Origin of the sequence: Pseudomonas cucumis (genome assembly GCF_030687935.1) — a bacterium.
Classification (GTDB): Bacteria; Pseudomonadota; Gammaproteobacteria; order Pseudomonadales; family Pseudomonadaceae; genus Aquipseudomonas; species Aquipseudomonas cucumis.
The window spans coordinates 4,270,515-4,286,079 of sequence record NZ_CP117454.1 but is presented as its reverse complement, the minus strand read 5'-3'; the positions used below and the strand labels follow the sequence as shown (position 1 = coordinate 4,286,079).

At 63.2% G+C, this 15,565-nt stretch carries 5 protein-coding genes; 4 read left to right on the top strand and 1 reads right to left on the bottom strand.

Features of this window, described 5'->3' with window-relative positions; genetic code table 11:
* Positions 1–134 precede the first annotated feature (134 nt).
* A complete protein-coding gene (locus PSH97_RS19335) occupies positions 135–1,958 on the bottom strand; it encodes a glycoside hydrolase family 15 protein (protein ID WP_305446300.1) in 1,824 nt (607 codons plus the stop codon).
* A gap of 368 nt (positions 1,959–2,326) precedes the next feature.
* On the opposite strand from PSH97_RS19335, the gene PSH97_RS19330 reads away from it, so the two are divergent.
* The 4 genes from PSH97_RS19330 (at position 2,327) to PSH97_RS19315 (ending at position 15,554) form a co-directional block, all read left to right on the top strand.
* Positions 2,327–3,067, top strand: a complete 741-nt coding sequence (locus PSH97_RS19330; RefSeq protein WP_305446299.1) for a thioesterase II family protein — start codon at positions 2,327–2,329, stop codon at positions 3,065–3,067.
* A 41-nt stretch (positions 3,068–3,108) separates the two neighbouring features.
* Positions 3,109–4,092 (top strand): TauD/TfdA family dioxygenase, encoded by a 984-nt coding sequence (locus PSH97_RS19325; protein WP_305446298.1) that lies wholly within the window; start codon positions 3,109–3,111, stop codon positions 4,090–4,092.
* 228 nt (positions 4,093–4,320) lie between these two features.
* Positions 4,321–7,728, top strand: coding sequence for an amino acid adenylation domain-containing protein (locus PSH97_RS19320; protein ID WP_305446297.1), 3,408 nt, complete (start codon positions 4,321–4,323; stop codon positions 7,726–7,728).
* Entirely contained in the window at positions 7,725–15,554 is a 7,830-nt protein-coding gene (locus PSH97_RS19315) for a non-ribosomal peptide synthetase (RefSeq protein ID WP_305446296.1), read from the top strand. Before PSH97_RS19320 ends, PSH97_RS19315 begins: the two co-directional genes overlap by 4 nt.
* Positions 15,555–15,565: the final 11 nt, after the last annotated feature.

Below are 15,565 nucleotides of genomic sequence, written 5' to 3'. Positions count from 1 at the left end.
GCGAAGGCGTCGTGACATTCACCATTGATGTTGTCTGACACACCGCCATCGCGGGCAAGCCCGCTCCCACAGGTGTTGTGAACGCCACAGATCAATGTGGGAGCGGGCTTGCCCGCGATGGCGGCGCCTCGGTCTCAAGGCTGCCAGATGTTTTTCTCCCCGCTCAACTTCCTGTTCAGGAAACTCGCCGCGCTGATCAGCGCCAGATGCGTCAATGCTTGCGGAGTGTTGCCCAGGTGTCGGGCGTGGCTGTCGAACTCTTCAGCGTACAACCCCAACGGGTTGGCATACTTCAGCAATTGCTCGAACTCCAGATGCGCCTTTTCTACCTGACCGGCCCGGGCCAGGCATTCGACGTACCAGAACGAGCAGGCGGCGAAGGCGCCTTCGGTGCCGGGCAGGCCGTCGATCTGGCTGTCGTCGTTGCGGTAGCGGTAGACCATGCCCGCGCGCACCAGGTTTTTCTCGATGGCTTCAAGGGTCGCAATCCAGCGCGGATCCTTGGCGCTGACGAAGCGCACCAGCGGCATCAGCAGCATCGAACCATCGAGGCCAGTGCCGCCGATGTGCTGGACGAAATGCCCGCGTTCTTCGTTCCAGAAGTTGCTCCAGATATCGCTGTAGATCGCTTGACGAGTCTGGTCCCAACGGGCGAACGGGGCGGGCAGCGAGCGTTTGGAGGCTAGCCGGATGGCCCGATCCAGCGCCACCCAGCACATCAATCGCGAGTGCAGGAAATCATACTGCTCGCCGCGCATTTCCCAGATGCCGACGTCTTTTTGCTGCCAGGTTTCGCAGACCTGATCGACCACTTCCACGGTGTGTTTCCAGCCTTCGTGGGAGATCGCCTCACCGTACTTGTTGACCAGGTACACCGCGTCCAACAACTCGCCGAAGATGTCGAGCTGGATTTGCTCGTAGGCCTGATTGCCGATGCGTACCGGCGTCGCGCCGCCATGGCCGGACAAGTGCGCCAGTTCGACTTCCGGCAACTCCTGGCGGCCGTCGATGGCATACAGAATATTGAGTTTCATCGGCTTGCCGCGGCAATCACTGACCCTGCCACGCAGCCAGCGCATATAAGCATTGGCTTCCTCGACGAAGCCCAGACGCATGAAGGCATAGACGGTGAACGAGGCATCGCGGATCCAGGTGTAGCGGTAGTCCCAGTTGCGTGCGCCGCCGGGTGTTTCCGGCAGGCCGAAGGTGGCGGCGGCGAGGATGGCGCCGTGTTTGCGCGAGGTCAGCAGCTTCAGCGTCAGGGCCGAGCGATTGACCATTTCCCGCCAGCGCCCGCGGTAATTGGACTGGCCGATCCAGTCGCGCCAGAACTTCAGAGTGCGCTCCAGGCACAGATCGGCGGCGCCTTCCTTGAAGCGCGGATCGTCAACGCCGCCGAGCAGAAACTCGGCGCTCTGGCCCTGTTCGAGGGTGAATTCGGCAATCGCTGCATTGCCTTCGACGCGCAAGGGCTGATTCGAACACAGCTGCATGGGCGGCTGCCCGGAGGCCTCGAAATACACATTCTGACCACGCGCCCGGGCCTTGGTGGGAGCCCGCGCATAGTCATGACGCAGGTTGCACAACATCTGAATCGTCGCTTGACCGCTGACCACGCGCACCCGGCGCATTAACATCGGCAAATCATCCTCGCTGTCACCGATGGGCAGCAGGTCGGTGACTTCGACCACCGCGTGATCGCTGAGCCAGCGGGTTTGCAGGACGTTGGTGTCGGGCAGGTAAATCTGCTCGCGACGGGCGTCGGGCAGGTCCGGGGCCAGTTGGAAAATGCCGGCTTCGGGGCTGTCCAGCAGCGCGCAGAAGATCGACGGGCTATCGAATTCCGGCCAGCAGAAAAAGTCCACGCTGCCCTTGTCGTTGACCAACGCCGCGCTGCGCATGTCACCAATGATGCCGTGGGCGTCGATGGCGCTTTGTCGTTCGCAATGATCAGCCATTGCCGCAGTGCTCCGGGGGCTGAGGGCCTAACTAGCTGACCGGTTTGAGCTACAGAGAGTTCATTTGCCGGCAAACTGCCCTTCACACTCAACCAACAATTCGACGCTGCGAGCTTGCGTTCGGCCGTAGCAGCTGTCGAGCTTGCGAGGCTGCGTTCGGCTGCGAAGCAGTCGTAAAACCAGAGATTGCGGTTTGTCAGGCAGACCGCGTCAGCCGGACTCACGACTGCTTCGCAGCCGAACGCAGCCTCGCAGGCTCGGCAGCTGCTACATAGAGTGCGTCGCGGCTGACATTGCTTAACCCCACAGACTAATTCTCGCCACACCTCATCCGTTCCCTTTACAGATAACCAATTGAGGTAAGTGCGGTGACAAAGCTGACACTGCTGTGCCTGCCCTATTCGGGCGCCAGCGCCATGGTTTATAGCCGTTGGCGGCGCCAGTTGCCGCCGTGGCTGCACTTGCAGCCGGTGGAGTTGCCAGGACGGGGCGCCCGTTACGACGAACCCTTGCAGACCGACATGCGCGCCCTGGCCCTGCAATTGGCCAGGGAACACAAGCCATCCTTACGCGGCCCTTACGCCCTGTTCGGTCACAGCCTCGGCGCGTTGCTGGCCTGTGAGATGGCCCACGCCTTTCGTGCCCTCGGTGCCGGGGAGCCGGTGGCGCTGTTTGCTTCAGGCACGGCCGCCCCGACCATGCGCAGCGACTATGACCGTGGCTTCGCCGAGCCCCAGACTGACGAACAGTTGATCGAGCAACTGCGCACTTTCCAGGGCACCAGCGAGGATGTGTTGGCCAATCAGGAGTTGATGAGCCTGACCCTGCCGATCCTGCGCGCCGATTTCATGCTCTGCGGGCGCTTCCGTCCGATGCAGCGCCCGCTGCTCAAGTGTCCCGTGCATGTGCTCGGCGGCAAGGAAGACAAGGCCACCACCGAGCAATTGATCGGCTGGAGCCAGGAAACCCTGGGCAGTTTCTCGGTGGACATGATGACCGGCGGGCATTTCTTCATTCATGAGCATGAAGCCAAGGTGATCCGGATTATCAAGAATCATCTGGAAGTCCATCAGCGCCGTCATGCGCAACTGGCCGCGCCGGTTTTTTAACGCGCGCGGTTCACTTTATCGGTGTTAACAGGAGGCCCGTCATGGGTGTTGCTGTGGGTTTTGCCGTTCGGCCGTTGCTGCCGGCGCGGGGTCGTTTGCCGCTGTTGGTGGAGGCGACCGAGCCGAATACCAGTCTGTTGGCGGTGTTCGATGAATTGAATGAGCTGGTGGATGAGCATTTGCTGCGTGACGGCGGCATTCTGTTTCGCGGGTTCCAGCTGGATGGCGCCGAGCAGTTCCGCCAATTCGCCGCCGGCTTCGGCCATCCGCTGCTCAATTACGAGTTCGGCTCGACGCCGCGCACCAACGTCACCCAAGGGGTCTACACCTCCACCGAATACCCGGCGCATCAGAGTATTCCGTTGCACAACGAGCAGGCCTACTCCCGGGACTGGCCGATGAAAATCTGGTTCTACAGCATGATCGCCGCCACCTCGGGCGGTGAAACGCCGATTGCCGACAGCCGGGAAGTCTATCGCCGCATGCCTGTCGCGATCCGCGAGCGCTTCGTCAACAAAGGCCTGATGTACGTGCGCAATTTCGGTAACGGGCTGGACGTGGCCTGGGAGCAGGTGTTCAACACCGAAGACCGCGACGTGGCCGAGGCCTACTGCAAGGCCCACGGCATTATTTGTGAGTGGAAGGACGACGGAGAATTGCGCACCCGCCAGACCTGCCAGGCGGTGGCGCGGCATCCGGTGACCGGCGATTGGGTCTGGTTCAATCAGGCTCACCTGTTCCACATATCCAACCTTCAGCCGGAGGTGCGCGAAACCCTGCTGGACATCGTCGACGAAGAAGACCTGCCGCGTAACGTCTATTACGGCGACGGCTCGCCCATCGAGGATGAAGTGCTTAATGAAATTCGCGCCGTGCTCGATGACTGCGCCATCAGCTTTCCCTGGCAGGAGGGCGATGTGCTGATGCTCGACAACATGCTCTCGGCCCACGCCCGCGCGCCCTTCGAAGGCAAGCGCAAGGTGATTGTCGCAATGGCCGAAGGGCATTCCCAGGACGCGCGCTGAACTGAAAGCGCCCTGACACGCCTGTCGCCGAAGCTGGTCTTGCACCGGCTTCGGCGTTTTTGTGCGCTGTCCACTGTTGGGTCTAATGCCTGATGCGGAACCTGTGGGAGCGGCATGAACCGTTGGGCTCACGTTTGTCAGTGCCGCTAAATCATCGCGTCAGCCATTCGTTCTTGTTGATACGACCGGGCCTCCTGGTCACGCCGCCGATCAGCAAGGACCCAATGCATGAATGCCGCAGACGCACAGAAACTCGCCCGCCGTTTTATCGAACTGCCGCAGGACAAGCGCCGCTTGTTTCTGGCGGGCATGGCCCGCGAAGGCATCGATTTTGCGCAGCTTCCCATGACCTCCTGCATCGGGGTCGACGAGCGTGACGGCCTGTCCTATGCCCAGCAGCGGATGTGGTTCCTCTGGCAGCTGGACCCGCAGAGCGCGGCCTACAACCTGCCGATGGCGGTGTGCCTGAACGGTGCGCTGCAAACTGATGCGCTTGAGCGCGCGTTCAGCCTGCTGGTGGCGCGCCATGAGTGCCTGCGCACCACCTTCGGCCAGGAGGGCGAGCGTGCGTTCCAGCGGGTGACCGAACCCCATGACCTGACACTGGCGATCAACGACCTGAGTGCCTTGCCTGAGGATCGGCGCTGGCCGCAGGCGCAGCAGCACATGATGGCTGAAGCCACTCAGGCGTTCGATTTGCAACAGGGGCCGCTGCTGAGCATTCGCCTGTTGCGCCTGGCCGAACAGGAGCACGTACTCCTGCTGACGCTGCACCACATCATTGCCGATGGCTGGTCGATGAACATTCTGATCGACGAGTTCATGCGCACCTACGACGGGTTGGTAGCAGGGCGGCAACCGACCTTGCCGGAACTGACCGTGCACTACCGCGACTATGCCCTGTGGCAACGCAGCTGGCTGGAAGCCGGGGAGCGCGAGCGTCAGCTCGATTACTGGCGTACGCAGTTGGGCGAAGAGCACCCGATCCTCGAATTGCCCACCGACCGTGCCTATCCGGCCCAAGCCAGCCACCAGGGCGCGCGCCTGGAAAAAGTCATCGACGGAGCCCTGCGCCAGGCGCTGAAAACCCTCGCCCAGCGTCAGGGTGTGACGCTGTTCGTGGTGCTGCTGGCCGCCTTCAAGACCTTGCTGCATCGCTACAGCGGCCAGACCGACATCCGTGTCGGCGGCTTGATCGCCAACCGCACCCGCAGTGAAACCGAAGGCTTGATCGGCTTCTTCGTCAATACCCAGATCCTGCGCAGCGAGGTCACCCCGCAGACCCGTTTCAGCGACCTGCTGCAGAGCCTGCGTCAGGCGGCACTTGGCGCCCAGGCCCATCAAGAGTTGCCGTTCGACGCGCTGATCGAAGCCCTGCAACCGGCCCGCAGCCAAAGTCACAACCCACTGTTTCAGGTGATGTTCAATCACCAGCCGCTGGTGACCGATCTGCAGGATGTGCGGCTCGATTGCGGTTTGCAGGTCGGCTATCTGAGTGAGCAGCAACTGGCCGGCAGCGGGCGTCAGCATGCGGCCACCAGCGACTTGATGCTCGACACCCGGGAGGAGGGCGAGCAACTGTTCGCAGCGTTCACCTACGCCACCGACCTGTTCGACGCACAGACCATTGCCGCGTTGGCCGAGCATTGGCACAACGTGCTGGTATCGGTCTGCCGTGATCCGCAACAACCGCTGGGCGAGGTGGCAATGCTCGGCACGGATGAGCGCGAGCGCTTGATTCAACCCGTCGCCATCCCGGCGCCGCTGCCCGGCATGCCGCAGCTGTTCGAGGCCCAGGCTGCGCGCATTCCCGACACCAGCGCCGTGATCCTGGCGGGCGAGCAGTCGCCCTCACTCAGCTATGCCGAACTGAATGTTCGCAGCAATTGTCTGGCCCATCAGTTGCGCGCCAAGGGCGTCGGCCCCGATGTGCTGGTCGGTGTGGCGTTGGGGCGCTCGCTGGAACTGGCCGTGGCATTGCTGGCCGTGCTCAAGGCCGGCGGCGCCTATGTGCCGCTGGACCCGCACACCCCGGCCGAACGCTTGCGCCACGTGCTCGATGACAGCGGGCTGAAACTGTTGCTGACCGAAAGCCCGCTGCTGAGCAGCCTGCCGGCGCTCGATGGCATCGACTGCCTGTGTCTGGATCGACTGCCGGACAGCGACGCGGCGAGCCAGGACAACCTGCAAGTGACGGTAGATCCGCAGAACCTCGCCTACGTGATTTACACCTCCGGCTCCACCGGCCGGCCAAAGGGCGTGGCCGTCAGCCACGGCGCACTGAGCGAATTCATCGCACGTGCGATCGACTACAGCGATTTGCGCGAAAGCGATCGCGTGCTGCAATTCGCCACCAGCAGTTTTGACGGTTTCGTCGAGCAATTCTTCCCGCCGCTGTGCCATGGCGCCTGCGTCGTCCTGCGCGATGCGGGCCTGTGGGACAGTGTGACCTTGCATCAGGTGATCGTCGAACAGGGCATCACCCTGGCGGATTTGCCGGCCGCTTATTGGTATTCGGTGGTGCAGGATTACGCGGCCAACCCGCCTGCCCACTTCGGCGCCTTACGCCAGATTCATGTGGGCGGCGAGGCGATGGCGGTGGATGGGCTGCGCCTGTGGCAGCGCGCCGGGCTGGGCCATGTTCGTTTGCTCAACACTTACGGCCCGACCGAAGCGACGGTGGTTTCGACCATCCACGATTGCAGCGCGTTGATCGCCGAGGCGGTGTCGTGGCGCGGCATACCGATCGGTCACGGCCTGGAGCAACGCCGGTTGTACGTGCTCGACGACGATTTGAACCTGCTGCCGCAAGGGGCGGTGGGCGAGTTGTACATCGGCGGGCCGGGCCTGGCCCGTGGTTATCACCGGCAGCCGACGCTCAGCGCCCAGCGGTTTATCGCCGATCCGTTTGCGGTCGGCGAGCGCCTGTATCGCACCGGCGACCGTGCCCGGCTGCGGGACGACGGCGCGGTGGAGTACATCGGCCGTGTCGATCACCAAGTGAAGATCCGCGGGTTCCGCATCGAGCTGGGGGAAATCGAATCGCGGTTGCAGCAATGCCCAGGGATTCGTGAGGCGGTGGTGCTGGCCTTGCCCCTGATCGGCGGCGCGCAACTGGTGGCGTATCTGGTCGTCGATCAGAGCGTGCTCGGCAGCACGGCGGAGCAGGCGATTTTGCGTCAGCAAATCAGAAGCGATCTGCAAAAGAACCTGCCGGACTACATGGTGCCCGGCCATTTGCTGCTGTTGCCGCGTTTGCCCCTGACCCCCAGCGGCAAACTCGACCGCAAGGCTTTGCCGATCCCCGATCCGAGCCAATTGCAGAGTGCCTACCGCGCACCGCAAACCGACACCGAACAGGCTCTGGCGCAGATCTGGATCGAAGTGCTGCAAGTGCCACGGGTCGGTGTCGATGACCATTTCTTCGAGTTGGGCGGGCATTCGTTGCTGGCCGCGCAAGTGATCGCCCGGATCAAAAGCCAATTGGGCGTGGTGCTGCCGCTGCGCAGCCTGTTCGAGACACCGCTGCTGGGTGATCTGGCCCTGGAGTTGGCCGCGCTGGCAGACGGTGCAAGCGATAACGACTGGTCCGACATGGATCAGTTCATGAGTTCTTTGGAGGGAGTTGAAGTATGAGCGGCACTATGGCGGAGCGTATCGCTAAAAGGTTCGTCGGTTTGCCGCTGGAGCAACGTCGACTGTTTCTCGCCAAACTGCGCGAGGAGGGCAAGGACTTCAGCCTGCTGCCGCTGCCGGTCAGTCGTCACGACTGCGCGGTGATCCCGCTCTCGTTTGCCCAGCAGCGCCTGCTGTTTCTCTGGCAGCTCGACCCGCAAAGCGCCGCGTACAACATGGCCGCCGGCCTGCGCTTGCACGGACAGTTGAACGAGGCAGCGTTGGTGCGTTCCTTCGATCATCTGGTGGCGCGCCATGAAGTGCTGCGCACGGTGTTCCAGACCGACAACGACCAGCCGAGCCAGGTCATCCTCGAGCAGCAGAGCGTGCCACTGCAACGCATCGATCTGTCGAACATCGCCGTGCAAGAGCGTGAAGCCGAGCTGACGCGGCGGGTTCAGGAAGCGGCTGCGCAACCGTTCGATTTGCTCCACGGGCCATTGCTGCGGGCCAGCCTGTTCTGTCTGGCGGACGATGAACATGTGCTGATCGTGAGCATGCACCACATCGTCTCCGATGGCTGGTCGATGGACGTCATGGTCAAGGAATTCGTGCACTGCTATCAGGCCTTCAGCCTGGAGCGCGAACCGCAGTTGCCGGCGTTGCCGTTGCAGTACGCCGACTACGCGATCTGGCAGCGCCGCTGGCTGGAGGCTGGCGAGGGCGAGCGTCAACTCGATTACTGGCGCCAGCAGCTGGGTGAAGAGCATCCGCTGTTGGACGTGGCGGCGGATTTCCCCCGGCCGCTGACCCAGAGTTTCGAAGGCCAGACCCTGAGCTTTGATTTCGGTGCGGACCTGTCCCGGCAGTTGAACGGGTTTGCCCGGGCTCAGGGCATCAGTTTGTTCATGCTGGTGCTGGCCGGGTTTTCGCTGTTCCTGTCGCGTCTTGGCGGCCAGCGCGATATTCGCGTCGGCGTGCCTAACGCCAACCGCGGGCGCTCCGAGGTCGAAGGGCTGATCGGCTTTTTCGTCAACACTCAGGTATTGCGTTGCCAGGTCGATGAGCGCGGCAGCTTTGACGATTTGCTGGCCCGGGTCCGGGAAGCATCGTTCGGTGCCCAGGCCCATCAGGAGCTGCCCTTCGAGCAACTGGTGGATGAACTGGTGCCCGAGCGAACCCTGGGGCATAACCCTTTGTTCCAGGCCAAGTTCAACCAGAACGTCGGCATGCAGACCCAGCGTTCGATGAACCTGCCGGGCCTGAGCGTCACCGAGTATCCACTGGACAAAGAAGGCACGCACTTCGATCTGGCGCTGGACATCACCGATGACGGCACGCTGATCCACGGGCAAATGACCTACGCCAGCGACCTGTACCAGCACTCGACCATCGAGGGGTTCATTCCGACGCTGCTCAGCCTGTTCCGCGAATTGCTGAGCGCCCCGCAGGCGCCGCTGCACAGTCTTGCAGCCACGCCAGTATCACCGGCGCTGACACCACGGCAGCCGGCGGAATCGGTGTTGCAGCAATGGGATCGTCAGGTGGCCGCACAGCCTGAGGCGCTGGCCGCACGCTGCCTTGAGCGGACATTGAGTTTTCAGGGGCTGGATCAGGACGCCAATCGCCTGGCCCACTACCTGCGTGCGCAGGGCGTGCAGAGCGGGCAGCCAGTGGCGGTGCTGATGGAGCGCTCACTGGAATGGCTGACCTGTGTGTTAGGGGTGATCAAGGCCGGGGCGGTGTACATGCCGCTGGACGTCAAGGCGCCCGCCGCGCGTTTGCAGCAGATGCTCGCAGGCGCGCAGGCGAAAGTCCTGCTGTGTGCCGCAGGCGACTCGCGGGAAAACACACTGGCGGTCGCCGGTTGCCAAGGGCTGGTCTTCGCCCCCGAACGCTGGCAGGACCGGCCGACGACGAAGCCTTCGCTGACCGTGTCGGCGGATGCAGCGGCCTATGTGATTCACACCTCCGGCTCCACCGGTCAACCCAAAGGCGTGCTGGTGAGCCACGGCGCCCTGGCCAGTTATGTGCACGGTGCGCTGGAACGTCTGGCGCTGGAGCCGGCGGCGAGCATGGCGCTGGTTTCAACCATTGCCGCGGACTTGGGGTTTACCGTGCTGTTCGGCGCCTTGTGCTCCGGTCGCTTGTTGCATGTATTGCCCGAAGAGCTGGGCTTCGACCCGGACCGGTTTGCCGATTACATGGCTGAGCACCAAGTGGGCGTATTGAAGATCGTGCCGGGGCATTTGTTGGCGCTGATGCAAGCATCTCGGGCCGCCGATGTGTTGCCGCAGCACGCACTGATCGTGGGCGGCGAGGCCTGCTCTCCGGCATTACTCGAACAGGTGCAGCGACTCAAGCCGGGCTGCCGGTTCATCAACCACTATGGCCCGAGTGAAACCACGGTCGGCGTGCTGACCCATGAGCTCAAGGGTCTCGACTCGGGAGTCCGCAGCGTGCCGGTCGGCCGTCCGTTGTCGGGTGCGCATGTCTACGTGCTGGACGATGTACTCAACGCGGTCGCCGATCAGGTGGCGGGCGAACTGTACATCGGCGGCGACAGTGTGGCGCTGGGTTATCTGGGGCAGCCGGGGCTGACCGCCGAACGCTTCCTGCCGGATCCGTTTGGCGCCGTCGGGGCTCGGGTGTACCGCAGCGGTGACCGGGTGCGGCGCAATCGTCAGGGCGCGCTGGAGTTCATCGGTCGTGCCGACGATCAGGTCAAGGTGCGCGGCTATCGGGTGGAGCCGGCGGAAGTCGCCCGTGTATTGCTGGGCCTGAGCGGCGTGAGCGAAGCCGCGGTGCTGGCCTTGCCGCTGGACGGTGATGAAACGCGCCTGCAACTGGTGGCTTACTGCGTGGCCGCGCCAGAATTGCCATTGAATGTCGACGCCTTGCGGCAGCAATTACAGACCTGTCTGCCGGAGTATATGGTGCCGGCGCAGATCGTTGTGCTGGAGCGTCTGCCGCTGACCGCCAACGGCAAACTGGACAAGCGTGCCTTGCCAGCGCCGGGGCTGGTGACGCAGCAATTTGTTGCTCCGGTGGGCGAGATCGAACAGAAGCTCGCCGCCATCTGGGCCGATGTCCTGAAACTTGAACAGGTGGGCAGTACCGACAACTTCTTCGAGCTGGGCGGCGATTCGATTCTCAGCCTGCAAATCATCGCCCGGGCCAAACGCCAGGGCATCAAGCTGAGCCCCAAGCAACTGTTCGAGAAGCAGACCATCGGCCAGTTGGCGGCAGTGGCCAAGCTGATCGAGAGCAAACCGGCGGCCAGCGTCGCGCAAAAAATCAGCGGCGAGCTACCGTTGTTGCCGATCCAGGCCCGCTTCTTCCAGACCGACATTCCCCAGCGTCACCACTGGAACCAGTCGGTGATGTTGCAGCCGCAATCCCCCCTCGACGCAGCCCATCTAAGCAACGCATTGGCCGCCCTGATCGAGCAGCACGATGCGCTGAACCTGAGTTTCCAGGCGTCGGGCGAGTGCTGGCAGGCGACATTCCAGGCGCAGCGCCACACAGACCTGTTGTGGGTGCGGGCACTGGACGACCTTGCCGATTTGTCAGCGCTGGCCACCGAGGCCCAGCGCAGTCTCGACCTGCAACAGGGTCGGCTGGTGCGCGCGGTGCTGGTGAACCTGCCTGACGCTACACAACGTTTGCTGTTGGTGATCCATCACTTGGTAGTGGATGGCGTGTCCTGGCGGGTGCTGCTGGAGGATTTACAGCAAGCCTATACCGCGTCGGCGGCAGGCAAGGCGATCGTCCTGCCGGGTAAAAGCAGTTCGCTCCAGGCCTGGGCGCAACACCTGCACCGCTATGGGCAGAGCGATATGTTGAAGGCCGAACGCGACTACTGGCAGCGCACGCTGGAGGGCGGTAACAGCGATTTGCCGAGGGACTTCCCCGAGACGGTCCAGACTCGCCGTCAAGACGCTAAGGCCACTTCGCGCCTGAACAAGACACTGACCCACGCACTGCTCAAAGTGGCACCGGCCGCCTATCGCACCCAGATTAATGACTTGCTGCTGACGGCCCTGGCGCGGGTGCTGTGTGACTGGAGCGAACAGGCTTCGGTGCTGATCCAGCTCGAAGGTCACGGTCGCGAAGACTTGTTCGACGACCTGGATTTGAGTCGCACCGTCGGCTGGTTCAGCAGCCTGTTCCCGGTGCGCCTGACCCCACAGGCAGAGCCGGGCACGTCGCTGTGCGCGATCAAGGAACAACTGCGAGCCGTGCCGGGCAAAGGCATCGGCTACGGCGTGCTGCGCTACCTCGCAGGCTTCGAACCGCTGCGTGAACTGCCGCCGCCGCGCATCACGTTCAACTACCTCGGGCAGTTCGACGGTGCGTTCAGTGCCGCTGACGGCGCACTGTTCGTGCCGGCCGCCGAAAGCACCGGTGAGCATCAGGACGATGATGCGCCCTTGGGCAACTGGCTGAGTATCGACGGCCAGGTCTACGGCGGCGAGCTGGAATTGAGCTGGACGTTCGGCCAGGGCATGTACCGCCCGCAAACCATTCAGGCGCTGGCCGATGCCTATTGCCATGAACTGGAACGACTGATCGAACATTGCACTGCCGGTGAGCATGCCGGGGTCACGCCGTCGGACTTCAATCTGCTGCGTCTGTCGCAAGCGCAACTGTCGGCGCTGCCGGTACCGGCGCGGGAGATCAGCGATCTCTATCCGTTGTCGCCGATGCAGCAGGGCATTCTGTTCCACAGCCTCAACGAGCCGGACGGTCCGGCCTACACCAATCAGTTGCGGGTCGATGTGCGGCACTTGGACGCCGAGCGTTTCCGTCAGGCCTGGCAGCAGACGCTGGAGGCCCATGAGATTCTGCGCACAGTATTCGTCTGGCCCGAAGACGCCGATGCGGCGGTGCAGATTGTAAGGCAGACGGTGCAGATGCCCATGACTGTGCAGGACTGGCGTGGTCGTGATGACCTTCAAGCGGCGCTCGATCAGTTGGCCCGGGAGGATCTGGCCGCCGGTTTCGAACTGGACCAGGCCCCGCTGTTGCGCGTGCTGCTGGTGCAAACCGGTGAGGCGCAGCATCACTTGATCTACACCAGTCATCACATTTTGATGGACGGCTGGAGCACCTCACAGTTGTTCGGCGAGGTGTTGCAACGCTATGCCGGCATGACGCCGTCGGCGACCCCGGGACGCTATCGCGATTACATTGAGTGGCTGGGCCAGCGCGATGTTCAGGCCAGTCGCGAGTTCTGGACGTCGGCATTGGCTGACCTTCAGGAGCCGACCCGCCTGGCCAGCGCCATGCCGGTCAGTCAGACGCCGGCCAGCGGTTATGCCGATTACCAACATGTGTTCAGCGAACAGCAGACCGGTGACCTGAACCGCTTCGCCCGCGAGCAGAAAGTCACCCTCAATACCTTGATGCAAGCCGCGTGGCTGGTGCTGTTGCAGCGCTATACCGGCCAGGACACCGTGGCCTTCGGCGCCACGGTGGCCGGTCGCCCGACGGACTTGCCCGGCGTCGAGCAGCAGATCGGCCTGTTCATCAATACTTTACCGGTGGTGGCTTCGCCGTCTGCCGAGATCCCGGTCGGCCAGTGGATTCAGCAGGTGCAGAGCCTCAACCTGGCCCTGCGCGAACATGAACACACGCCGCTCTACGACATCCAGCGTTGGGCGGGGCAGGGCGCGGGCGCGCTGTTCGACAGTATTCTGGTGTTCGAAAACTACCCGATGGCCGAAGCGCTGGCCCAAGGCTCTGCCACCGGTCTCGAGTTTTCCACCCTCTCGCGTCAGGAGCAGACCCACTATCCACTAACGCTGGTGGCGGTCACCGGTCGTGAGTTGACCCTGGGCTTGAGCTTCGATCAGGCCTGTTTCGATCACGCCATCATCGCCGACCTGAGCACCCAGCTCGAAAGCCTGATGATGCAATTCATGACGGATGCTTCGCGGCCTCTGGGTGCGTTGCAACTGCTGGACGGCGCACCGCGTCAAGCGGCTGTCGACTGGGGCAAGACCGCGGTCACGGCGCTTGATTCGCGCAGTGTGGTCGAACGGATTGACGCGCAGGTACAACGCCAACCGCAGGCTGCGGCGGTGTTGTTCGCCGAGCAGACCCTCGATTACCGCACCCTCGACGCCCGGGCTAATCGACTGGCGCATAAGCTGCAAGCGCTGGGTGTCGGGCCGGAAGTGCGGGTCGGCGTGTGCATGCGCCGAACGCCAGACATGCTGGTCGGGCTGCTGGCGATCCTCAAGGCCGGCGGTGCCTACGTGCCGCTGGACCCGGAGTATCCGCAAGAGCGCTTGCTGCACATGCTCGAGGACAGTTGCGCAGCGGTGCTGCTGACCGAAGCCGCGTTGCAGGCGATGTTGCCCGAGGCGTTGCCGTCTCAAGTGCTGTTGGTCGAAGAGGGAGCCGAGTGGCTCGCCGGGTATCCGTCCACGGCGCCCGTCAGCGGCATCGTTGCGCAGAACCTGGCCTACGTCATTTACACCTCCGGCTCCACCGGCAAGCCCAAAGGCGTGGCGATCACCCACGCTAACCTCGCGGCGCTGATCCAGTGGTCGCAAGGTGTTTACCGCGATGAGCAGCTGCGTGGGGTGCTGGCCTCGACCTCGATCTGCTTCGATCTGTCGGTCTGGGAAATTTTCGTCACCCTGGCCAGCGGTGGTTGCATGGTGCTGGCGGACAACGCTTTGGCGCTGTCCGAGTTGCCGGCCCGTGAGCAAGTGACGCTGATCAACACGGTGCCGTCGGCGATTGCCGCGCTGCAACGGGCCGGGCAGATTCCGGCGTCGGTCACCACCATCAATCTGGCCGGCGAGCCGCTCAAGCAGACGCTGGTCGATACGCTGTATGCCAGCACATCGGTCAAGCAGGTTTATGACCTGTACGGGCCGTCGGAAGACACCACCTATTCGACCTTCACCCTGCGCGTTGCCAACGGCCGGGCGAACATCGGGCGGCCGCTGGACAACACCGTGGCTTACCTGCTCGACAGCCAGTTGCAGGTGCTGCCGGCAGGGCTGGCGGCCGAGTTGTACCTGGCCGGTGCCGGCGTGACCCGAGGCTATCTGCTGCGTCCGGGCCTGACCGCCGAACGCTTCGTGCCGGACCCGTTCGCCACCAACGGTGAGCGCCTGTATCGCACCGGCGATCTGGTGCGCCAGGGGCCGGACGACACGATCGAGTACATCGGTCGTGCCGACCATCAGGTGAAGATTCGCGGCTTCCGCATCGAACTGAGCGAGATCGAAGCCCGATTGCTGGAGCAGCCCGAGGTGTGTGAAGCCGTGGTGCTCGCGCAGGAGGGCGCGGCGGGCAAGCATCTGCACGCCTACGTCGTTGCGAGCCAACCGGGCAATTTATCGTTGGTGGAAACCCTGCGCGCGGCCCTGGCCAGTCGTTTGCCGGCACACATGGTGCCGGGCCATCTGCACCTGATCGACGCGTTGCCGCTGACCCCCAACGGCAAGCTCGACCGCAAGGCCCTGATGGCGCTGGGCGGCAATCCGCTGCAACAGCGTTACGAAGCGCCAAGCACCGAGCTGCAATGGGAAGTGGCAACCGTCTGGCAAGAGGTGTTGGAAGTCGAGCGCGTCGGCCTGACGGACAACTTCTTCCAGTTGGGCGGGCATTCGCTGCTGGCGACGCTGGTGGTGACCCGGATCAAGGAACGCCTGGGTGACAAGGTGCCGCTCAAGGCGCTGTTCGAAGCCGACACCCTGCAAGCGTTCTGCACCCGCATCGAAGCGTTGCGCGTCGATTTATCGCCGGTTCAGGACGAATTGGCTAAATCCCTGGAGGCCCTCAAACGTCTATCCCTCGATGATCTGGAAAAACTGATTTCTTGAGGGGAACAACG

Excerpts from the sequence above, each read along its gene's own strand:
- PSH97_RS19325 (WP_305446298.1), top strand. The coding sequence starts at position 3,109 with ATGGGTGTTGCTGTGGGTTTTGCCGTTCGGCCGTTGCTGCCGGCGCGG.
- PSH97_RS19335 (WP_305446300.1), bottom strand. The coding sequence starts at position 1,958 with ATGGCTGATCATTGCGAACGACAAAGCGCCATCGACGCCCACGGCATC.
- PSH97_RS19315 (WP_305446296.1), top strand. The coding sequence starts at position 7,725 with ATGAGCGGCACTATGGCGGAGCGTATCGCTAAAAGGTTCGTCGGTTTG.
- PSH97_RS19320 (WP_305446297.1), top strand. The coding sequence starts at position 4,321 with ATGAATGCCGCAGACGCACAGAAACTCGCCCGCCGTTTTATCGAACTG.